Below are 21,327 nucleotides of genomic sequence, written 5' to 3'. Positions count from 1 at the left end.
CCTCTTCAGGGTGTGATCCTCCTGTAAAATTCATACAAATTCCCCTGCACAACAACAAGGGGCGGCATATTAAACGCCGTCCCTTGACCTTCATTTTCAGCTTTTATTCTAAAATGTGTACTTTGACTTGGCGCTTTCCCCAGGAAAGCGCCTCTTGCCGGGTTTCAAAAAAAACGTCGATGCGGTTGCCCTTTATGTCGCCGCCGGTGTCCATGGCCACGGCCGGGCCATAGTTTTCGACATATAATTTGGTTCCCAGGGGAATGACCCTAGGATCCACCGATACCACTCCCCGGTAAGGCTTTACTCCCGTTGCGGTCCGGTAGCCCGTATGGGTATAAGCGGTGGAGTAGGCTTGAATAATCCGTTTATATTTCCCGGAAGAAAGCTCTTCCAGGTTCTCGGTTCTGGTCATGTTCCGTGATGGAACAATGGGAGGGCCATAGGCAACAATCATGGGTTCAGGTTTTTTAAGGACTTGTTTTTTTACCAATTGCCGCTGCTTCTCCTGATTGTCCCAATAAACCACTTTGTAATAATGTCTTACCATTCCGGTCTTTCCCTGTTTGATCACCTTCTGTTCCCCGGGAAAAAGATTCCGGTCTTCTCTTTTCTCCAAGGCAAACTGAGTTACTTGATGATTGGTAAACTCCTTTATCTTGACCCTGGTTACGGTAATCTTTTCTCCGTCCCTCAGTCTGGATGAGGGTGAAGGGTGGACCCTATCGGTTCCGCTTAGCGTTACATTGGCCAAGGCCAGGGCATCGGTCACCGTGCCCCGTAACTGAAACACCATATACTCCTTGCCGTCCGCCTGAATACGGATTTGTTTTCCCAAGGCCAGAGACCCGGCCAGAAAAGCAATACACAGGCAAATTAACCCTAAGAGGAGCCGACAGGTCCGGTCGTGCAAAATATTCTTGATGCCTAAATTCATTGCTCATCCCCCTTTCGTAAACTGTGCCTTCCAAAAATATATTCAGGGGGATGGAAAATATAACTAAAAATAATGACAACCTTTGTCGCTGGATGGATTATCCAGAGAACAAAATAAACTGGACTGGCCTCATTTGGATAACCCAGGAATATACTATACCACACAATCTTTGGTGGATTTAAGAACCACCTTGGAAAAAGGAGGTATAGACATGCCTAACGGCCTAAATTGTCAGTTAGTTAAGCTCCCGGTGGTAATCGCTGAGCAGATGGCCTCAATCACGGTGGAGAATGTCATCTGCCCGGAAGAGCAGGCAAAAAAGATAGACCATATCGATGTGGTAGTCCGGGATTTGGAGGCAGATCCCCATTTTACCACCGAGACCGGCTGCAACAGTCCCAAGGCCACCATCCACTTCGGGGAACCCCAATGTGGCCCCCGGTTTATCCGCAGCATTACCATCCATGGCGAAATTCACAAGCAAATCTTTTATGTGAATAAGCATGATGATGTCCGTCACATGTCTGAAGATTTCCCTTTCAGCAAAAACATTCAGTTGCATCCGCCCCTTGAAGTAACGGACCCCGGCAACACTGAGATTGATTTTCGCAATGTAGATGTTTCCATCGACTTTGATCTCCCCCGCCCAAACAGGCTCCAGCAGGTGGTGACCGTCTCCTTTCTGTTGAAGATCGTTGAGCAGCGACAGTTTTTCGTGGAGATATGCGATGTTAGCGGCGCTACCCTGGGCATTCAGGACGAAAGCTTTGAAGATTGGATCAACAACACTCCGGCCCTATGGGAAAGTCAAAACGTTTGTCCCAACCCCAACGGCAGAACCGGTCAGGCTGCGGCACTGGGATGCTGCCCCACCCTCTCGGCTTCCCTCTCCCGCAATGTAGAGGGTCTAACCGGGGGTACCACCTATGAGATGACTTTCTGGGCCAGGAACAGCGAGGTTCCCAGGGATCGTCCCTGCGGTTATACATTGGAAGCCAGGATTAGTTTTAGGGACACCCTGGGTAATATTCTGAATACCGCCCAGCAGATGATCTCCTCCGAGCAGTTGAGCACCAGCTACCGCCAGTTACGGCTGACGGGCACAGCCCCGGCAGGGACCGTTTCAGCCAACATTGCCTTTGTCTTTACTTCTCAGCCCTGGAATACCTGCTCCGCCCTTATTGATGATGTAAGCTTTGGTATCACCAACGCCTAAAGAGGAGGAACCGCTTCCGGTTCCTCCTCTCACCTTTGTAATGATTCAATTAAAACCGCCGTCATCCCCGGGCCTTCTTTACGGATGGACTACCGCCAGCGCCCGGACCGGAGCCCCGTCCGCTCCTGCAATCTTTAAGGGCGGGCAGCACAGGATAAATTCCCGGCCGATCAGCAAATGTAAATTGACCAGATTTTCAATAATCAATATTTCATTGCCCAGCAGTGTACGGTGAACCGGCAAGGACGATACTCCTTCCACCGGATCAACAGAAATGGCATCCACACCCACGGCCTTCAAATTTTGCTGGGCCAGCCACCGGGCCGCCTCCTGGGATAAAACCGGAAACCCGCTGAAATAGCCTTGGGTACCCCATAATTTTTCCCAGCCGGTATAAAACAAAAGAAAGGCGGCTTTTTTTATTCTTGCTTCATGGGGGAGCAAATCCTTCTTTTCAATGTTCCTTTTACAGCCGGACACATCCAAGGCCAGCGCCCTTCCATAAAAGTAACCGGGATCGTAAACGTCCAGCGTTTTCCCCAGGCTAAACAGATGAGCGGGGCTGTCCATATGGGTGCCGGTGTGAGAGTACAGGGTCAGCAGAGTTTCTTTAAAACCATCCTTCTCCAGGGTACAGGCTTCGGCTATCCGTGGCGGTTCTGTTCCCGGATACACCGGCATATCCGGTGCAACGGCATGGGTCAAATCAATGATTCTCAGGCCAAACACCTCTCTTAGCCTAACGGGTATTCCTTAGGGGTCCGGTTGCTGGACTTAAAAGCATTCCCCCGGGTCCTGTTTACTGGACCCTAAAGGAATACCTTAAAGGCCAGCAGCAGGACCCAAGAATTCATCCCGTAAGGCAACGACCCCATAGCAAGAACCGTAAGCTAGAATTCAATCCCCTTCTGAGCGTCAATGCCTTGCTGGAAGGGGTGTTTTATTTCTTTCATCTCCGTCACCAGATCCGCCCGCTCAATGACTTCCGGAGGGGCATCCCGGCCTGTCAGCACAAGATGCAGGGTCTCCGGTTTTCTCTCCAGCAAGTTGATTACATCCTGCAAGGGGATCAGTTGATATTTAAGGGCATACAAAATTTCATCCAGGATCAGCAGTTGATACTGCCCGGACAGCATGGCCTTCTCCACTTTGTCCAGCGCCTCCCTGGCTGCCTGCTGCTGGCGGGCCACTGCCTGGGGGTCCTTGAAATCAATAAAGCCCAACCCCAAGGGCCTGATTTCCAGACCCGGCTGCATTTGACGGGCAGCCAGATGCTCTCCGCAGGTGCGGCTCTTGATAAATTGAAGTATCAGTACCTTCATTTCATGGCCCCAAGCCCTTAGGCCCAACCCCAGGGCCGCGGTGGTTTTGCCCTTGCCGTTGCCGGTAAAAACCAGGATTAAGCCCCGTTCTTTATTCATTTAGCAGCACCCCCGGCAGCTTGAACAACGCCAGTGTATTGGCTGCGGTAATCCTGCCCAGTTCTTCCGGCGCTATCCCCCTTAATTGGGCAATTTGTTCCGCCACGTGACGGACATAGGTCGGTTGATTGCGTTTGCCCCGGAAGGGAACCGGCGTCAGATAGGGACAATCGGTCTCCACCAGCAGCCGGTCCAGGGGAACCCGTTGAGCAATATCCTTCAGTTTTCCGGCATTGGCAAAAGTCACCGGTCCGGCCAGGGAGATGTATAAACCCATTTTCAAACAAGCCTGGGCCACTTCCCAACTGGCCGAAAAGCAATGCAGTACTCCGGACGCCGGAAAAGGCTGGCCCTCCTGTAAAATTTGCAGAACATCCCCGTGGGCATCCCGGTTGTGGATAATAAAGGGCAGGTTCAACTCTCCGGCCAAGGCCAGTTGTTCCTTAAAAATTTTCTGTTGAACTTCTCTGGGAGACAGATCATAGTAGTAATCCAGGCCAATCTCCCCAATGGCCACCACTTTGGGATGCCGGGACATTTCCCGCAATTGGTCCAGATAATTTTCCGGTGCGTCCTTGGCATCGTGGGGATGGACGCCCACAGCGGCATAAATAAAGGGATATGCATCGGCCAGAGCTATGGAACGACGGGAAGAAGCCAGATCATAACCGACATTCAACACGGCTTTTAGCTCTTGGCCGCAGCGGGCAATGACCTGTTCCCGGTCTTCATTAAACCGCTCGTTATCCAGGTGGGCATGGGAATCAATCAGCATCTTTAGCACTCCTTTTAGGTCCCTGTTCAGCCTAGGAGGCATTACTTAGGGGTCCAGTTGTTAGCCTAATGGGCTTTCTTTAAGGTCTAGTAATATTGCAGTATCTCAGGAATACTCTTTTAAAACGAACAACAGGACCCAATAGAATCCTCATCAGGCTGACAACAAGACTAAAAAAGAAACCCCCGAGGCCGCCCCCAAAGTTAATCCAGTTCCAGACTCTTTAAATCAATGCGGGGGAACAGTACGTCGCCCCGCTTGACGGTGGTTCCCGCCGGCAGGAGGCCCCAGCTCAGACTATTCCATGCTTGCAGTTCCGGTTTGTCTTGAATCCCCAGTTGCGGCCAAACCCGGCCGGGCAGGCCAGGCATAAAGGGAGTGGCCATAATGGTGGCCAGGCGCAGAACTTCAGCCACATTATATAAAACCGTGTTCAGCCTTTCCGTCTGACCATTCTTGGCTAAAGACCAGGGAGCCGTTTCTTCCAGATACTTATTGGCCCGGCTGACCACCTGCCAAATGGCCCCCAGGGCATTGGAAATTTCGCTCTTATTCATGTATTCTTCCACCAGTTGAGGGGTGGTCCTGGCCAGATCAATTAATTCGGCATCCGGTCCTTCGGGAGCCCCGGGAGCCTGCAGTACACCCTGCTGATATTTCTCCATCATGGTGGCGGAGCGGGACAGCAGGTTGCCGTAATCATTGGCCAGGTCGGTGTTAACACGCTTTACCAGGGCTTCCTCGGAGTAAACACAGTCGGAGCCAAAGGGCAGTTCCCGCAGGAGGAAATAACGCACGGCATCCACCCCGTATTTATCCATCAGCACGTGGGGGTCCACCACATTGCCCTTGGATTTGGACATTTTGCCGCTATCCAGCAGCAGCCAGCCATGACCAATCACCTTCTTGGGCAGGGGCAGGGCCAGGGCCATCAGCATAATGGGCCAAATGATGGTATGAAAACGCACAATATCTTTGGCCATCAGGTGGATATCCGCCGGCCAGAATTTGCGGTAGAGGCTGTCATCCTCGGTACCGTAACCCAAAGCGGAGATATAGTTGGTTAAAGCGTCCACCCATACGTAAACCACATGTTTGGGATCAAAGGGGACTTTGATGCCCCAGTCAAAAGTAGTCCGGGAGACACACAGATCTTCCAAGCCCTGCTTTACAAAGCTGACCATTTCGTTGCGCCGGGAAACCGGCTGAATAAAATCCGGATGCTCGTCAATAAACTGGAGCCAGCGCTCGGCATATTTGGACTGGCGGAAAAAATAGCTTTCCTCCCGGACCTTTTCCACCTCCCGCTGGCAGTCGGGACATTTTCCTTCCGCCAGTTGATATTCGGTAAAAAAGGTTTCGCAGGGGGTACAGTACCAGCCCTCGTATTCGGCCTTATAGATGTCGCCCTGATCATAAAGCTGCTGGAAAAACTGTTGAACCACCTTGTGGTGGCGCGGGTCGGTGGTGCGGATAAAATCATTATAACTGATGCCCAGACGCTCCCATAGTTTTTTGAATCCCAGCACAATATTGTCCACGTATTCCTTGGGGGACTGGCCTTTAGCCCGGGCCGCCCGTTCGATTTTCTGACCGTGTTCATCGGACCCGGTCAGGAACCAAACCTCATGGCCGGTAAGACGCTTATAGCGGGCAATGGTGTCAGCGGCCACCGTGGTGTAGGCATGGCCGATGTGCAGATTATCGCTGGGGTAGTAAATGGGTGTGGTGATATAAAATGGAGGTTTTGTCAAGTGATTTCTTCCCTTCTAAAAAATAATAACCCCGCCCCTGGCAGGGGCGGGGTAAATCCCGCGGTACCACCCTGATTTGCCGTTCCTTTGCAGTAAACGGCCTCAGCAAGTGTAAAACACTTAAAAGCGCGTAACGGTGCCCTACCGTCCGGCCCTACAGCAAGCCTTCCCTTGCTTCGAACCGGCGGCTCCGGAGCCATGTTCGAACGGTCCTCCCTGCAGGGCTTGCACCTGTTCCCCGCTCTCTAAAAGGTTCTTCCGCCTACTCATCCCCATCATAGCCTTTGCTACTTCGATTGTATCCAACAATCAAGCACCTGTCAAGTTTTCTGAACTGAACCCGAAATGTTGGACAGATAATTAAGCAACTCTGGAGGACTGGATCCTGTATTGAACAGGACTCAGTCCTTTCAGTTTGCACTTAATCCTTTGATTATTATAGTAATCTATGTAATCTTCGAGCTCCTTTCGGAAATGTTCTACTGAATCGAAGTCTTGAAGATAGAGTAATTCTGATTTTAAAAGACCAAAAAAGTTCTCCATTACTGAATTATCTAAGCAGTTACCCTTGCGTGACATGCTCTGGATAATTCCTTTTTTGTTAAGCCTATTTTGATAGTTTCTCATCTGGTACTGCCAGCCCTGATCTGAATGGAAGATAAGGTTTGTGTTGTCAGGAATCTTTGAGAATGCCTTATCCAGCATATCTATTATCTGATGGAAGGTCGGCCTGTCTGATATGTTGTAGCTGATGATTTCTCCGTTAAATAAATCAAGGATCGGAGAGAGGTACAGCTTTGTTCCAAATAGGGAGAACTCAGTAATGTCAGTAACCCATTTCTGATTCGGTTTATCTGCCTTGAAATCACGTTGCAGAATATTGGGGGCTACTTTACCCAACTTTTTTTTATAGGCGCGATACTTGCGTATTCGCACCTGGCACTTGATGTTGCATTGCCCCATCAGCTTTAAGACCGTCTTATGGTTAATACGGTACCCTCTATTATGCAGTTCAAGGGTGATTCTCCGGTAGCCGTATCTGCCTTTATGAGCGTGGTATATTTCTTGGATTACAGCTTTGATTTCTTCGTATTTATCAGGCCTGTCCATAGCTTTTAGATAGTAGTAGAAGGTACTCCGGGGCAGGCTGGCAAACTTGAGTAATGCCATCAGGTTAAATTCCTGCCTTAGTTCGTTGATGGCAGCCGCTTTTTCCCACTTTCGCGGGCGATTCTTTCCTGAACTAAGGCATTTAATTTTTTTAGGTAAGCATTCTCCATGCGTAACTGAGCATTTTCAGCTTCCAGCTCTTGCTCTCTAGTCAGATTCCGCTTAAGTTTCTCAGATTTCTTTGGCATTTTAGGGGGCCTGCCTTTCTTGGTGGCTTGCAGACCTGCCGAACCCATTTCTAAATATCGCTTTTCCCATTGATACAGAGTACCTTCGTTAGGAATTTCTAATTCGGCAGCTGCTTGTCTATAGGATAAGTGATGCTGCCAGCGATATTCAATAGCGGAGATCTTAAATTCTTGTGAGTAATGCTGTTTTTTTAATAACAGTTGTTCAATACCACCATGTTCATAAATTGAAACCCATCGCTGTAAGTTCTTTTTGGGAATACCATGTGCTCTTGCTACAACAGTTATGGATTGTCCTGATTCGACTTCCATTACAAGCCTAAGCTGAAACTCATCGCTGTATTTTGTCATTAGAAAAGTGCACCTCCAAGTGTTAGTTTTTTTCTCCAACATTTGGGGTGCACTTCATTCCCGAATATGGTGCTTTTTATACATATTATGAATAAAATTAAAAGTAAAATATTGACTGTTCCGGTTAGTACTGGTATGATTTATATGTAGCAAATTCTGGTATATTGTCGAATGTTAAGTCAGGGAGGGGAAGCGGATTGAAATCCACAGGTATTGTTCGTAAGGTGGACGAGCTGGGTCGGGTGGTAATCCCCATTGAGTTGCGCCGTACTCTGGGCATAGATGAAAAAGACGCCCTGGAAATCTACGTTGACAACGAAAAAATCATTCTGCGCAAATATGAACCAGCGTGTGTTTTCTGCGGTAATGCTTCCGATGTGCAGCATTACAAAGGAAAAATGGTCTGCCGCGAGTGCGCCATCGCCATGGGTGAAAGTGTAAAAGTTGTATAGCATAATACATAAATGAGAGACAAGCGTCTCTCATTTTATTTTCCGCCGTCTTTATAAAACCTTGTTTAAATTAAGAGCCTGGAGGAAACTCCGGGCTTCTTTGTTCTCCGGTATCATGGACCAGGGCATACACTTCCCGCTTAGGCACTCCCCGCAGCCGGGCCACCTCCTTGATAGCCTCCCTGCGCTCCCGGCCCTCCTTCTCCAACAGGGTCACGTGATCCAGCACCGACAGTTCCAGCCAGGGTTCCCGGAACTCCCATTCATTCCGTTCTTCTTCCGGCAAGCCGGCCACCACCAGGGTGATCTCTCCTCGGGGTTGATTTTCTGCAAAATGGGCCAGCACCTCAGACAGGGTGCCCCTTTTAATTTCTTCATGCACTTTTGTCAGCTCCCGGGCCACCGCGCAGGGGCGTTCCCCCCATTGGGCCAGCATCTCTTTAAGGCTGTCTACCAGCCGGTGGGGAGATTCGTAAAAAATCAGGGTGCGGTGCTCCCTTTTTAAAGCCTGCAGTTGCTTGCGCCGGGTTTTTCGCTGGTTGGAAAGAAAACCCTCAAAGGCAAACTTGTGGGTCGGCAGGCCGGAAATGATCAAAGCGGCAATCCCCGCCGAAGGCCCTGGAACCGGGACCACGTCAATCTCCTCGGCCACGGCCTGTTTAACCAATTCTGCTCCCGGGTCTGAGATGCCGGGCATGCCGGCGTCCGAGACCAGGGCAACGGCTTCCCCTTGCCTCAAACGTTGCAGCAGGTGTTCCCCTTTGCCCTCACCACTGTGAGAATGATAACTGGTCAAGGGCGTGTGGATATCAAAATGACTGAGCAGTTTCCGGGTATGGCGGGTATCCTCCGCTGCAATGATGCTCGCTTCTTTTAAAATACGCAAGGCCCGGAGCGTAATATCCTCCAGATTTCCCAGGGGGGTTGCGCAGAGATACAGGGTTCCCCGTTCTTTAAGCACCGTCATTCTGATCTCCTCTGCTCATGAGGGCATAGCAAAAGATGCATTCTCCTTCTCTGCCCTTGCCAAAATACAAGTTGCAAATATGGAATCCCTTGTCATACAAGTCCCACAGATTGCGGGCACCGGGTCGATTCCGACCCGCTCCCTCATTTTCTTCCGCATATAAGCCGGCCACTTCCTGTCTTAGACGGCTATTTTCATCTTCCAGTTCCCTTACTTCCTGTTTCAGGCGGTCCACCTCATCGCAAATCTGACGAAGGGCCTGTTCCAAACGATTAATCCTGCCGGGCAGGGCAGCCACAGTTGCATTCACCTCGGCCTTGCTTAATTTTTAACTCATTCAGGGGATATTCGCGAATGGCTTTACTTTCATGCAGTTCAATACTCACGGTTTTCCGGAATATATTGATGGTTACGATCTTCCCTTCCCCGTCCGGGGACATGACCAGGGTGCCGATTTCCGGATACCCGGCCTTGGCCTCTTCATAAACATCGTTTTCATATTTCAGACAACACATTAATCGACCGCAGATGCCGGATATTTTAGTCGGATTAAGGGATAAATTTTGTTCCTTGGCCATGCGAATGGAAACCGGGGCAAAATCCGCCAGCCAGGAGGCGCAGCACAATTCCCTGCCGCAACAACCCAGCCCTCCTACCATTTTAGCCTCATCCCGCACCCCAATCTGGCGTAATTCAATCCGGGTGCGGAAAACTGCAGCCAGATCCTTGACCAATTCCCGGAAATCAATGCGCCCTTCAGCCGTAAAGTAAAAAATAATTTTATTGCCGTCAAAGGTCTGCTCCACACTGATTAATTTCATGGGCAGTTCGTGGGCAACAATTTTCTCCACCGCAATGTGAAAGGCTTTTTTCTCTTTTTCCCGGTTGGCCTGGACCTGCTGGTCATCCTCTGCGGTGGCCTTGCGCAGGACCTGCTTTAAAGGAGCCACCACTTCCTCATCCGGGACTTCCTTGGGGGCCACCACCACTTCGCCATATTCAACGCCCCGGGTGGTTTCAACCACCACATGGTCTCCCTGCTTCAGTTCAATGCCGTCCGGGTCAAAATAATAAACCTTGCCTGCTGTTTTAAAGCGTACACCAACGACTTTAACGGACATTATAAGATCCTCCGTAGGAGTGAATTTTTAACATCAATACTTCCAAGGCCAGCCTTGTATTGGCGTTTCCTTCGATATGATCCTTCGCTTGCTTTATATCCTCCAGTATTGCCACCAATCCCGCCGGAGCATAACAGGCGGACTGACGGCCTAACTTGTCCAGCACATCCCGGTTTATTAAAAGTCCCGGGTCGGATGTATAATGATAAACCAGCAGGTCCCGAAACCACAGGAGCATCAGCCCCAGACCCTCCAAAGCCGCCGCCCGGTCGGAGGATAATTCCTCCGCCATGCTCAAGGCTTGAGCCTTCTGCATTTCGGGAAATCTTTGCACCATCTCCAACACCCGGTTCCGGACGTCCCAGCTCTCGCTTCCGTCGGCCAGCCGCACCGCCAGGCCCAGGCTGCCGCCGGTTAGAGCGGCCAGTTTATCCGCCTGTTGCGGGTCCAAATGACAAAGTTTCAACAAACCCTCTGCCACTTCCCTTTGACTCAGGGGTCGCAAGGCCAACTGCTGGCAGCGTGATAAAATGGTCGGCAGAAGGGCCTGGGGCTGATGGGTCAACAACAGGAAAACCGTTTCCCCCACCGGTTCCTCCAGGGTTTTTAAAAAACAGTTGGCGGCTTCCGTGGTCATGGCTTCCACCATTTCCATAAGAATCACCTGCCTCCGGGACTGGTAAGGTTTAAATTGCACCTGCCGCTGCAATTCCCTGATCTGCTCAATTTTTATGGATGCCCCGGATGGCCGCAATCGATGCAAATCCGGATGATTGCCGCCGGACTGCTGCCGGCAGGAACGGCACAAACCGCAAGCATCACCATCCCGGGGCTCATCACACAACAGGGAGCCGGCAAAGCGCTCCGCCACCGTTCCCTTGCCAATCCTCGGCGGCCCCATAAACAAGTAAGCGTGAGCCACCCGGTCCCGCTGCACCGCATGCTTCAGCGTCCGAATCATTTCCTGGTGCCCGATGATATCACTGAGCTTATACACCCATCATTCCACCCATCACTGAGCAAATTTCCTCGTGCAATGTTTCAATGCTTCGCCGTGCATCCAAAACAACATAACTTTGATTTTGCCGGGCTAAAGCTAGGTAGCCGGTCCAAACCCGGCGATGAAAATCCATGGCTTCATTCTCCAGCCGGTCGGCCGACTTGGTTCTTCTTGAGCGGGCCAGACCTTCTTCCGGCGGCAGGCTCAATAGAAAGGTTATATGAGGCTGCAAGCCCCCGGTCCCCAGCTCATTAATTTTCTTTAGAAATTCAATATCCAGCCCCCGGCCATAACCCTGGTAGGCCAGACTGGAGTCAATATAACGGTCACAGAGCACCACGGTTCCCTGTTCCAATGCGGGCCGGATCACCTGGGCCACCAATTGGGCCCGGGCCGCCGCGTAAAGCAAAGACTCCGTGTGCCCCTGCATTTCCTGGAAAACCGGGTCCAGTAAAAACTCCCGTATTTTTTCTCCCACCGGAGTTCCCCCGGGTTCCCGGGTGGCGCAGGTAGGAATCTGCCGGGCCGTCAGATATTTATTTAAGAGATCCAGTTGGGTGGATTTTCCCGACCCGTCCACACCTTCAAATACGATAAACAATCCCTTGGACATAAACCCTCCACGCTAAATTATATCATTCTCCACTCATACCTCAAGAATCACCTTTAACCCGCTGTCCTCCAGCCCATGACAGGGATAGCCCTTCTGCCGGACTTCCTGCAGGTATTCCAAAATATCCTTGGTAATTTCCTCTCCCGGACAAAGAGCCGGTATTCCCGGCGGATAAACCGCTACGGTGGCGGCGCTTATGCTGCCCAGACTTTGTTCCAGAGGAATTGTTACCGAGGGCCTGAGCCAGGCCTCCCGGGGGGTTAAATGGCTTACCGGTTCCGGCAGCATGAACGTCTCGGGGTAAAACCGGGACACGGTTTGCGTCTGGGACCGGGTCAGCTCTTCTATTCCATGCATTAGCCTGCGGCAATCCTCCCAGGTGGTGCCTAGGGAAATCACCGCCACCACACAGGCAATATCCGCCATCTCCACAAAAACGCCATATTTTTGCTCTAGTTGTTGGGATACCTGATACCCTGAAAAACCCAGGTCCTGTAAAGAAAAGGTCAACCGGGTTCGGTCAAAATACCTGGCTCCGTCCCCATCCAGATACGCCTGGTTCAAAACCTTTACCCCTTTTAGTTTTTCCAGACGTTCCCGGCACCAAAGGGCTTTTTCCAGGGCTTTGCCCATCAGTTCTTCCCCCTTCAGAGCCAGTTGTCTGCGGGCCAGGTCCAGGGAAGCCATCAATAAATAGGACGGGCTGCTGCTCTGCACCATGCGCAGCGCCTCTGCCAGCCGCTTCCTATCCAGATAAGGCCCCTGGATGTGCAGGAGGGAGGACTGGGTCAGGGAGCCGCCCATTTTATGCATACTTTGCACCACGGCATCCGCCCCGCAGGAAAGGGCATCCGGGGGTAAATTCCGGTGAAATTTCAGGTGGGAGCCATGGGCCTCATCCACCAACAGGGGCACATTGTTTTCTCTGCAGCAATCCGCCACCTTCGGCAAATCTCCGGCAATCCCGTAGTAGGTGGGATGAACCGCCATCACTGCCTTGATGCCCTGCTCCTTTTTAAATTTATTTTTAATTTGCCAAACATCCGGTCCGTTGGAACAAAAAAAATCTTTCATGATCCGGGGATAGTAATAAACGGGCGCTGCCCCGGATAATACCAGACCCGAGAAGATGGATTTATGTGCATTACGGGGAACAATAATTTTATCACCCTGATGACAACAGGCCAGCATTAAAGCCAGCAGCCCGCCACTGGTACCATTCACTAAAAAAAAACTTTTTTCCGCACCATACAGTTCCGCTGCTAATTTCTGAGCTTCGGCAATGGCCTGCCGGGGATCATGCAAATCGTCCAGTCCGGGAATCTCTGTAAGATCCAGTTGAAAGATTCCTGTTCCCGCCAAATTTAAAAATTCCGTAGGAATGGCCTGTCCACTCCGGTGACCCGGAATATGCAGTTGGGCCGACCCGGCAAATTTCTGCTTCAGCAACGACTCCCATAAAGGAGCATTTTTTTGCTCCAACCCAACCACATCCTAAAAATAATTAACAACTTATTTTATCATATACAAAAATTAACTGCCAATTAATTACTAACTTATTTTCCATTCCTTTAACCTTATAGACTGTGTTTAAGAGGGGAAAATTAAAATAAAGGGATGGGCAGAGAAAGGAGCAGCAGAATGCCTAAATCAAAGGGTCCTCAAATCGACGAAAAAGCCCTGTCTAAAAAATACCGCACCAGTGTGACCCGCCTGATCCGGGCATGGAAAAGCGGTCGCAGCGACATGGAAATTGCCGCCCGGGCCGGGATTGATTTAACCACACTCAGACAAATAAAAACGGACATCGAGCTGGCTCACCGCAAGTTAAGATTGGATAAAAAGAAAGAGGCCCTGGCGAAAAGTCAGGCCTCGTTACAACGCCAGATTTTTTTAAGACCGCTTTTATAAAGGTCATATTCGGGATCATCCCAGGCAAGGTTGGCAATTTTATTTTCACAGGCTTCGCAGATATAGCTTCCCAAAAGAGTGATGCCGGTGTTGTTTTCAGGTACAGACTTCCGGCATAAAGCACAATTTAAAAATTTTTCCATACCAACCCCCCTTTTATCTCCAGTGTTCCCTAAAAATCGAGCTATTAAAACATTCTCTAAGCTAAGTATATGATCCTGCAGGGTAATTGGTGAAGTGAAACCTTTTTATACCGGCGCGAAAAGCAGCCGGTATTTTTATTCGTATGCCTGATCCAATACAACCTGCATTCTTGTACATGTTTTCTTTATTGGGAGAAAATACTAGAAGTATTGATAAGCAGCTTTTTTAGAGCTTATGGGAGGATGGTTTTTTGAAAAACTGGAAAATTTCTGAGTGGCAGGCCATGGGGTATCTGGTCATGATTGTATTTGCCACCTCCATTCTTTTTGTACCGGGTTTAGTGGCCAAGGGAGCAGGTATGGCCTCCTGGCTGGCTCTGGTAATCGCTCTGGCGGTTGGGTCGTTAATTGCCCTGGTTTCCACCTCTCTGGGCCTTCGCTATCCGGAAAAGACCATCATTGAATACGCTGTGGATATACTGGGCTTCCCCTTGGGAAAGCTGGTAAGCCTCCTGTTTATTTTTTACTTTATTTATGTAGCCTATTACGTTTTGAGGCAATTCCAGGCATTGATGTCCGCGGCTTACATGCCCGAAACCCCACCGGTAGTTTTCCTGGTGCTGCTTACCCTGCTTTCCTGTGCGGCTTTGTACCTGGGGTTGGAGGTAATTGTCCGGGCCAACAGCTTAATTCTTTTTTTCAACTTGTTTGCCATTCTTATTATTTTTTTTGTTTTTGTGGGGACAGTAGATTGGTATAACCTTAAACCGGACTTTTCCAAAGGGGTTGGTCCCATTGTTACCGGTTCTCTGTCACCGTCCAGCTGGCTCGGGGAAACGGCGGTAATTTTAATGCTGATCCCTTTTATCCAGCGGAAATCTGCTGTCCGGAGGGTTACCCTATATGCCATTCTCCTGCTGTTTTTCCTGCTGGAAATGGTCATCATCACCGTAGTAGGCAGCCTTGGTGCGGACCGGACCAGCCGGCTGGTTTTTCCGTTATTTACTTTGCTGTCGCAGCCTCCCCATTTTGTACAGGAACTGATTTTTCAGCCCAGCGCTTTATTCATGGCCGTCTGGATTTCCGGCATGCTAATGAAATTAACCACCTTCTTCTTTGCCGGAGTGTATGGATTGGCCCAATGGTTCGGCCTAACCAGCTATCGCTGCCTGGTCCTGCCGGCAGGAGCCCTAATCGTGGTGCTGGCTTTTATATCCTGGCCTAATACGGAAAAACTGCTGGAATTTTCCCAGTATACTTTCCCGGTTTCCATCCTTTTTATCAATCTGGGTCTTCCCTTGTTATTATACCTTCTCTCCCTGTTCCGCCACGGCTTAAATCGTTCAAAGGGGGCTGCATAGATGGATCTTTTAGAAAAGTTGAAATGGATCATGTTACAAAGGCAAATCCGGAAGAATCGCCCGAGGCCCTATCACCCTCAACCGACACAAAGGGATATTTATACCCAAGAGGAACTGGCGTCTACAGAAATCGTCCCCTCCCTGCAGAAAAATCTGGATCAGATGACCCGGATTCTGGGTAAAAATGTTGATTTCGTAAAAAGAACTTTCTTTCTGGGCCAGGAGCAACCCCTGGAGGCTGCCGTGATTTATATAGATAACCTGATTGACCCTCCCCTTTTAGACCGGGAGATCATGAGCCCCCTGCTGGAACCCCCTCTGAATCAGCGTTCCGGTGTTCATTTACTCAAGGTCTTAACCGAGGGGGGGCTAATCTCCCGGGCCGAAATAAAACAATATACTGCCTTTGATGACATCATTTCCAGCCTGCTGACGGGTGAAGTGATTTTATTGGTGGATAGTTTTCCCCGTGCTTTTGCCATAAGCTGCAAAGGCTATAAAATGAGAGATATTCCCCAGCCCTCCCTGGAGAACTCTGTAAGGGGTCCCCGGGACGCCTTCATTGAAGGGCTGCCTGTTAACATCGGCCTGATCCGCAAGCGGCTGGCCTCTCCCAATCTGGTAGTGGAAACTTTAAAAATCGGTAAAGTCAGTAATACCACCGTAGCCCTGCTGTATATAAAAACCATTGCCTCCGAAGGTCTGGTGGCGGAAGTGCGGAAGCGGCTGGAAAGAATTGATATCGACGTGGTCCTGGAAAGCGGTTATTTGGAACACTTTATTAAGGACAGCCCTTATTCTCCCTTTCCCCAGATGCTCGTAACCGAAAGACCGGACCGGGTGGTGGGAAATCTGGCGGAAGGAAAAGTGGCCGTTCTCACCGATAATACCCCGCTGGCTTTGGTGGTTCCCGGGGAACTGCTGTCTTTACTGCAGCATCCGGAGGATTATTACGTCAACTTTTACTTTGCCACCCTGATCCGGTGGCTGCGATATCTGGCTTTTTTAGCCGCCTTGACGCTGCCGTCCCTATACATTGCCATCACCAACTTCCACCAGGAAATGATCCCCACCACTCTGTTTATCAGTATTGCTGCGGCCCGTCAGGGAGTACCCTTTCCGGCTTTCCTGGAAGCCCTGCTGATGGAAGCAGCCTTTGAAACACTGCGGGAAGCGGGTATCCGCCTGCCGGGGCCCATAGGCCAGGCCGTCAGCATCGTAGGGGCCCTGGTCATCGGTCAGGCAGCCGTCCAGGCCAACATTGTATCTCCCTTGATGGTTATCGTGGTGGCCTTCACCGGCATTGCCACCTTCACCATCCCTCAGTACAATTTTGGCATTACCATTCGCATGCTGCGCTTTCCTTTAATGATTTCCGCAGCTTTCCTGGGACTATTTGGTGTGATGATCGGCCTGTTAGCCATTCTGCTTCATTTATGTTCTCTAAGAAGTTTTGGGGTTCCTTATTTAAGCCCTCTGGCGCCCTTTAATTGGCAGGGTTTAAAAGACACCTTGATTGTGGCTCCTCACTGGACCCGATCCAAACGACCGGCAGAGCTGGTACAGCAGAACAACCAATTGATGGGCCGAAATCTTAAACCAAGGCCGCCTGGGAAAAAGGAGTAGGGGGTGGGATCCTTGAGAAGAAAGTTTCTCCAGCTGCTTGGTATCCTTCTGCTTTCTTTCAGCCTGGCAGGCTGCTGGGATTTGCGGGAAGCGGAAGAGACCGGCATTGTGGTGGGTATGGGCATTGATCAAAAAGAGGATGGGACCATCGTCGTCATTGCTCAAACGGTAAAGCCCCAAACTCCCGGGGCCGGCGGGGGAGTTACGGGAAGAACCAACCAGGGAGTGGATACCTTTCAAAATTGGTACAGTACCGGGGAAACTGTTTATGACGCTGTGCTGAATCTTACGCTCAAGTCTCCCAATGTTTTTTTCTGGTCTCATAATCAGGTCTTCATTATTTCTGAAAAACTAGCCAAAAAAGGTTTGGCGGATGTGCTGGACTTTATCGAAAGGGATCCGGAATTTAAGCAAAATGCCTGGATCCTGATCGCCAAAGAGGGCTTGCCGGAAATACTGGAATCCAGTAACAATGCCGGTCAGCCCCCATCCCAGGTGCTCTCGGATATCATCAACATCCGCAACCGCAATGCCAAATACGCCATATCCAGCCTGGGTGATTTCCTGCAGCAGCTTGGCAGTCCCAATACTCAGCCCTACACGGCGGGGGTTACCTTTACCAAGAGCTTGATGAAAGATCCGGACAGCGTATTTTTACCGGGTCAGGAACCCGCACCGGCCAAAGAGTTAACCCTTTCAGACACCGCTGTGTTCAACCGGGATAAACTGGCGGGCTGGTTTAACCCGGTTGAAAGCCGGGGATTGCTCTGGATTCAGGGAAAAGTCAGACAGGGCCTGCTTATCTTAAATCTGCAAAATCAAAGAGTATCGGTGGAAATAACCAAAAGCAGCAGTAAATTTAAGTCTGAAGTGAGAGAAGGGCATCTGATTATGAAGGTAGAGGTTAAGGTTCAGGGTAATCTTACAGAAATGGCCCCCGGCATAGAGCTGAATGAAAAACAGGTTAAGAAAATCGAATCCCTGATGGCAAAAGAGGTAAAAGAACAAATCAACGGAGCAGTAACCCGGGCCCAGGAACTGAATACCGATGTTTTAGGCTTTGCCGGGGCCGTCCACCGGGATTATCCCGAAGCCTGGAACCGGGAGCTTTCTAAACAGTGGCCGGAAACCTTTAAAGAGCTGGAAGTGGACGTGGCGGTGGAAAGTCACATCAATGGTGTGGGATTAATCATCAATTCAGTAAATCCCCAAAAAATCAAGTAATCGGAGGAAGCTCATGGCTTTAACCGTTATTTTAATTACCCTGGCCTATATCCTGATTATTGTACTGGAAGTTCCCCGGCTGCTGGCACAAAAAAAGTGGCGGGAGTTAACCGCCTTTTCCCTTCTGCTGCTGCCGGCTATTGTTTATAGTTACGGCATGGCCTTTGATGTGAATTTACCCAATCCCACCCAGCTGATTGAGGGGATCTTTAAACCTCTGGCCTTGCAGTTGGAAAAGATATTGGGTACCGCCCTATAGGTAGCTCTTTTATAAATCACCACCGGAAAAAATCTTTTGCTAAGGAAGATCGTCTTGGACAAAGAATTCATCTCGGCCAAACACGGAACCTATTTAACCCTGGGATATGTGGTAGGTACCGCCCTGTTACTGTCTCCCACCGCCACCATTTTGACGGCTAAACAAGACGCCTGGCTGGCACCGCTGCTGGCGGCTATTCCGGGCTTGCTCCTCATTGCCCTGCTTACCTCTTTGAACAGGATGTATCCCGGCCAGTCCCTGATACAATACAGCAGCTCCATTCTGGGCTGGCCGGGTAAGCTGTTGGGCCTGCTTATCCTCTGGTTCACTTTCCATCTGGGAGCATTGGTATTAAGAAACATTTTAACCTTCGTATCTTCCATTATGCTTTTTCAAACCCCGCCGACGGTTATTCTTATTTTTACCGTGGCTTTAACCGCTTATGGCGTTAAATTAGGCATCGAAACCCTGGCCCGGGCCTTTAAAATTTTAATTTTCTTGGTGGTCATCGGCTTTTCCATCGTACATATCTACAGCATGCTGTTTGCAAATTATTCCAATCTTTTGCCGGTTTTGAGCCGGGGATTTAAGCCCATTCTGCACTCGGCGGTTAATTTTACCGCTTTCCCCGTGGGTGAAATTATTGTGTTCAGCCTGCTGATCTTTCATATTCATAAACCGCAGCAAGTAGGTCCGTCCCTTACAGCCGGCCTCCTGGCCGGGATCCTGGTTTTAGTTCTCTCCATTGAACGGGCTATTGTTACGCTGGACCCGGAACGCTCCTCCCGGGCCATTTTTACCACTATAACGGGTCTCAGTTCCGCCCCCGGCGGAAGGCTGTTGATGCCCATCATGGCGCTAAATACCTTTGTCTTTTCCATCTGTAAATTTTTCATTTGCTACTACGGTTTTGTTCTGGGTACTTCCCACTGGTTCAAACTATCCGATTATAAGCCCCTGATACTGCCGGCGGGAGCATTATTCATTTTATTTGCCCTTTATTTACATAGCAACGCCATAGAAGAATTCACCTTTGCCGCGACCATCTGGCCGGTATACGCCCTTCCCATTCAATTTGGCGTTCCCCTGCTGCTTTGGCTGGTTGCCATCCTTAAAAACGCCCTAAAATCCCAGCGTTAGGCAGCAAAGAAAGCAAATCCTCTGCAAAAATCATCATGACTACCCCGGCACATAATAAAGACACCCCCGTTTGGGGGTGTCTTGGTTATGTTACAAAACTATGCTTCTTTGGCTACTTTCTTTTTATTAACCAGGATGGCTGTATCTGGGCAAACCATCTGGCAGATACCACAGGCGATGCACTCGTCGTTGGCCTCTACCGAGGGGGTTCCATATACACCCAGCACTTTGGACCAGGCAATACACTTCTTGGGGCATTTTTGAATGCACAGTCCACAGCCTTTGCACAGACCGGGGAACAGCGTCCAATCACCCTTGGTTAGCTCTAGGGTACGGCCTTTGAATTCCATGATTTTCCCCCCTAATTACTTGTTCATGAGTTCCATGCCGCGGTCAATGGCCTTAAAGTTCAGTTCGCGCAGCTTGGGATCTTGCTCAAATTTATAGCCAAGTTTCTTTTCAATGGCCTTTTTGGCGGCTTCAGCCGGAACCACATTGGTGGCGGCCACTACGGCACCCATGATGATCACGTTAAATACCCGGGGGTGCAGTTCGTTCTTAGCAATCTCCAGAGCGGGAATGGCCAATACCCTCTTGGCTTCGCCTTCCTTGGGCAGGTCCTCTTCCACACCTTCAATGCTGGTATCATAAACATATACGGTTTCAGGGCCCACATATTGCTTGCAGCGACGGACAGCGCGGTCACTGAGGGCAATCAAAATGTCGGCTTTATCAAATTTGGGAGCTCCAATGGGCTGGTCGCCAATTTGCAGGTAAGCGATGGATACACCGCCCCGCTGTTCAACACCAAAGTTAGGAATGTACAGCGCCTCGCGTCCTTCCGCGTTGGCAGCCGCGGCAATAATTTCCGCTACGGATTGAACACCCTGGCCACCTTCACCGGCCAAGCAGATTTTTGTAGCTTTAGCCATTCTGCTGAGCCTCCTTCTTTGCCTCAAAGGGGTTTTTCTTTTCTCCAACCTTAAAGTACTGGGTCATTTCCTTCTCTACAAAGGCCCAGGTCTTTTGGGCATTGGTCCGCCAGTTGGTGGGGCAGGAGGCCAAGGCTTCCACAAAGGAAAAACCGTTCCCCTGCATCTGATTTTCCAAAGCCTTTTTAATATAGCTTTTTAACTGCCGTAAATTGGCAACGCTGCCCCGGGCCACATAGGCGCCGTCACCGGTGATGGCCGAGATCATTTCCGGTCCTTGGGTGGGCATACCGGTTGCCTGTGCATCGCGACCGTAGGGAGCGGTCTCTACCTTTTGGCCGGGCATGGTGCAAGGGGACATCTGGCCGCCGGTCATAGCATACACCGTATTGTTGGCCAGAAGAACGGTAACTTTTTCGTTACGGGCGGCAGCGTTTACGATACCGCCGACACCGATAGCGTAGCCGCCGCCGTCACCCATATAGGCAATGCAGATGAGATCGGGGTTGGCCCGTTTAATACCGGTCATTACCGGGGTGGTCCGCCCATGGTGGGTCTGCACGCTGTCACAGTTGAAGAAATCCCAGGACAGCAAAGAACAGCCGATGTCACAGCCAAATACAACTCTATCCTGAATACCCAGTTCATCAATGGCCTCGCCCAGGCACTTGAGCACCTGACCATGACCGCAACCGGGACAGAATTTATGAGGTTTACTTTCTACACGCCAGCTTTTGGGCATAGCGGGTTGTGGGTTCACAGACAT

24 protein-coding genes and 1 other annotated feature are annotated in these 21,327 nt (G+C 50.2%); of the genes, 8 read left to right on the top strand and 16 right to left on the bottom strand.

Annotated elements, in window-relative coordinates; all coding sequences use genetic code 11:
- Positions 1 to 103 precede the first annotated feature (103 nt).
- Positions 104 to 937 (bottom strand): 3D domain-containing protein, encoded by an 834-nt coding sequence (locus DESRU_RS21410; RefSeq protein ID WP_013840207.1) that lies wholly within the window; start codon positions 935 to 937, stop codon positions 104 to 106.
- Between the two features lie 211 nt (positions 938 to 1,148).
- On the opposite strand from DESRU_RS21410, the gene DESRU_RS00655 reads away from it, so the two are divergent.
- Complete coding sequence (locus tag DESRU_RS00655) at positions 1,149 to 2,153, top strand: DUF3794 domain-containing protein (protein ID WP_013840206.1); 1,005 nt, start codon at positions 1,149 to 1,151, stop codon at positions 2,151 to 2,153.
- Between the two features lie 78 nt (positions 2,154 to 2,231).
- Here DESRU_RS00655 and DESRU_RS00650 read toward each other — a convergent pair whose 3' ends face one another.
- The 5 genes from DESRU_RS00650 to DESRU_RS20110 form a co-directional block, all read right to left on the bottom strand.
- Positions 2,232 to 2,882 (bottom strand): cyclase family protein, encoded by a 651-nt coding sequence (locus DESRU_RS00650; RefSeq protein ID WP_013840205.1) that lies wholly within the window; start codon positions 2,880 to 2,882, stop codon positions 2,232 to 2,234.
- Between the two features lie 161 nt (positions 2,883 to 3,043).
- Positions 3,044 to 3,574, bottom strand: a complete 531-nt coding sequence (cobO, locus tag DESRU_RS00645; RefSeq protein WP_013840204.1) for a cob(I)yrinic acid a,c-diamide adenosyltransferase — start codon at positions 3,572 to 3,574, stop codon at positions 3,044 to 3,046.
- Complete coding sequence (locus DESRU_RS00640) at positions 3,567 to 4,349, bottom strand: TatD family hydrolase (RefSeq protein WP_013840203.1); 783 nt, start codon at positions 4,347 to 4,349, stop codon at positions 3,567 to 3,569. The genes cobO and DESRU_RS00640 overlap by 8 nt, the downstream gene beginning before the upstream one ends.
- A gap of 203 nt (positions 4,350 to 4,552) precedes the next feature.
- The gene (metG, locus tag DESRU_RS00635) at positions 4,553 to 6,103 is read right to left on the bottom strand and encodes a methionine--tRNA ligase (protein ID WP_013840202.1); all 1,551 of its coding nucleotides are present in this window, start codon (positions 6,101 to 6,103) and stop codon (positions 4,553 to 4,555) included.
- Positions 6,104 to 6,142: 39 nt separating this feature from the next.
- Positions 6,143 to 6,391: a binding site (T-box leader), on the bottom strand.
- Between the two features lie 72 nt (positions 6,392 to 6,463).
- Positions 6,464 to 7,812 (bottom strand): IS3 family transposase gene (locus DESRU_RS20110; RefSeq protein WP_143758727.1). Its coding sequence is split into 2 segments (ribosomal slippage): positions 6,464 to 7,359 and positions 7,359 to 7,812, totalling 1,350 coding nucleotides; the frame shifts between segments, so codons are not numbered across the junction.
- A 197-nt stretch (positions 7,813 to 8,009) separates the two neighbouring features.
- Between DESRU_RS20110 and DESRU_RS00615 the strand changes: the two genes are divergently transcribed.
- A complete protein-coding gene (locus DESRU_RS00615) occupies positions 8,010 to 8,264 on the top strand; it encodes an AbrB/MazE/SpoVT family DNA-binding domain-containing protein (RefSeq protein ID WP_013840199.1) in 255 nt (84 codons plus the stop codon).
- A gap of 70 nt (positions 8,265 to 8,334) precedes the next feature.
- Here DESRU_RS00615 and rsmI read toward each other — a convergent pair whose 3' ends face one another.
- Genes rsmI through DESRU_RS00585 form a run of 6 tightly spaced genes read right to left on the bottom strand, consistent with a single transcriptional unit; the run spans position 8,335 to position 13,456 of the window.
- Entirely contained in the window at positions 8,335 to 9,231 is an 897-nt protein-coding gene (rsmI, locus tag DESRU_RS00610; RefSeq protein ID WP_013840198.1) for a 16S rRNA (cytidine(1402)-2'-O)-methyltransferase, read from the bottom strand.
- Positions 9,218 to 9,529: an initiation-control protein YabA gene (locus DESRU_RS00605; protein WP_013840197.1), complete on the bottom strand. Its 312-nt coding sequence runs from the start codon at positions 9,527 to 9,529 to the stop codon at positions 9,218 to 9,220. The genes rsmI and DESRU_RS00605 overlap by 14 nt, the downstream gene beginning before the upstream one ends.
- Positions 9,504 to 10,352, bottom strand: coding sequence for a PSP1 domain-containing protein (locus DESRU_RS00600; protein WP_013840196.1), 849 nt, complete (start codon positions 10,350 to 10,352; stop codon positions 9,504 to 9,506). The genes DESRU_RS00605 and DESRU_RS00600 overlap by 26 nt, the downstream gene beginning before the upstream one ends.
- Positions 10,342 to 11,349 (bottom strand): DNA polymerase III subunit delta', encoded by a 1,008-nt coding sequence (gene holB / locus DESRU_RS00595; protein WP_013840195.1) that lies wholly within the window; start codon positions 11,347 to 11,349, stop codon positions 10,342 to 10,344. The genes DESRU_RS00600 and holB overlap by 11 nt, the downstream gene beginning before the upstream one ends.
- The gene (gene tmk / locus DESRU_RS00590; protein WP_013840194.1) at positions 11,342 to 11,965 is read right to left on the bottom strand and encodes a dTMP kinase; all 624 of its coding nucleotides are present in this window, start codon (positions 11,963 to 11,965) and stop codon (positions 11,342 to 11,344) included. Before tmk ends, holB begins: the two co-directional genes overlap by 8 nt.
- A gap of 33 nt (positions 11,966 to 11,998) precedes the next feature.
- On the bottom strand, positions 11,999 to 13,456 hold the full coding sequence (locus tag DESRU_RS00585) for an aminotransferase class I/II-fold pyridoxal phosphate-dependent enzyme (protein WP_420794896.1): 1,458 nt from the start codon (positions 13,454 to 13,456) through the stop codon (positions 11,999 to 12,001).
- Between the two features lie 150 nt (positions 13,457 to 13,606).
- Between DESRU_RS00585 and DESRU_RS00580 the strand changes: the two genes are divergently transcribed.
- Positions 13,607 to 13,876: a hypothetical protein gene (locus DESRU_RS00580; RefSeq protein ID WP_013840192.1), complete on the top strand. Its 270-nt coding sequence runs from the start codon at positions 13,607 to 13,609 to the stop codon at positions 13,874 to 13,876.
- Here the strand turns inward: DESRU_RS00580 and DESRU_RS00575 are convergent.
- Entirely contained in the window at positions 13,831 to 14,019 is a 189-nt protein-coding gene (locus DESRU_RS00575) for a sigma factor G inhibitor Gin (RefSeq protein ID WP_013840191.1), read from the bottom strand. The genes DESRU_RS00580 and DESRU_RS00575 overlap by 46 nt on opposite strands.
- 251 nt (positions 14,020 to 14,270) lie before the next feature.
- Between DESRU_RS00575 and DESRU_RS00570 the strand changes: the two genes are divergently transcribed.
- From DESRU_RS00570 to DESRU_RS00550, 5 genes are read left to right on the top strand one after another with little or no spacing between them, the layout of a single operon-like run.
- Complete coding sequence (locus DESRU_RS00570) at positions 14,271 to 15,380, top strand: GerAB/ArcD/ProY family transporter (protein ID WP_013840190.1); 1,110 nt, start codon at positions 14,271 to 14,273, stop codon at positions 15,378 to 15,380.
- A complete protein-coding gene (locus DESRU_RS00565) occupies positions 15,381 to 17,006 on the top strand; it encodes a spore germination protein (protein WP_013840189.1) in 1,626 nt (541 codons plus the stop codon).
- 3 nt (positions 17,007 to 17,009) lie between these two features.
- Positions 17,010 to 18,230 carry a Ger(x)C family spore germination protein gene (locus DESRU_RS00560; RefSeq protein ID WP_013840188.1) on the top strand — a complete coding sequence of 407 codons (1,221 nt, stop codon included), beginning with the start codon at positions 17,010 to 17,012 and terminating at the stop codon, positions 18,228 to 18,230.
- 13 nt (positions 18,231 to 18,243) lie between these two features.
- Positions 18,244 to 18,489: a hypothetical protein gene (locus DESRU_RS00555; RefSeq protein ID WP_013840187.1), complete on the top strand. Its 246-nt coding sequence runs from the start codon at positions 18,244 to 18,246 to the stop codon at positions 18,487 to 18,489.
- A gap of 54 nt (positions 18,490 to 18,543) precedes the next feature.
- Entirely contained in the window at positions 18,544 to 19,629 is a 1,086-nt protein-coding gene (locus tag DESRU_RS00550; protein WP_013840186.1) for a GerAB/ArcD/ProY family transporter, read from the top strand.
- A 98-nt stretch (positions 19,630 to 19,727) separates the two neighbouring features.
- Here the strand turns inward: DESRU_RS00550 and DESRU_RS00545 are convergent, their stop codons facing one another.
- Genes DESRU_RS00545 through DESRU_RS00535 form a run of 3 tightly spaced genes read right to left on the bottom strand, consistent with a single transcriptional unit; the run spans position 19,728 to position 21,327 of the window.
- Positions 19,728 to 19,979, bottom strand: a complete 252-nt coding sequence (locus tag DESRU_RS00545; RefSeq protein WP_013840185.1) for a 4Fe-4S dicluster domain-containing protein — start codon at positions 19,977 to 19,979, stop codon at positions 19,728 to 19,730.
- A 15-nt stretch (positions 19,980 to 19,994) separates the two neighbouring features.
- Positions 19,995 to 20,561 (bottom strand): 2-oxoacid:acceptor oxidoreductase family protein, encoded by a 567-nt coding sequence (locus DESRU_RS00540; protein ID WP_013840184.1) that lies wholly within the window; start codon positions 20,559 to 20,561, stop codon positions 19,995 to 19,997.
- A complete protein-coding gene (locus DESRU_RS00535; RefSeq protein ID WP_013840183.1) occupies positions 20,554 to 21,327 on the bottom strand; it encodes a thiamine pyrophosphate-dependent enzyme in 774 nt (257 codons plus the stop codon). Before DESRU_RS00535 ends, DESRU_RS00540 begins: the two co-directional genes overlap by 8 nt.

The organism is Desulforamulus ruminis DSM 2154 (genome assembly GCF_000215085.1).
GTDB lineage: Bacteria > Bacillota > Desulfotomaculia > Desulfotomaculales > Desulfotomaculaceae > Desulfotomaculum > Desulfotomaculum ruminis.
The sequence above is the reverse complement of the archived record's forward strand: the minus strand, read 5'-3'. Positions and strand labels throughout refer to the sequence as shown.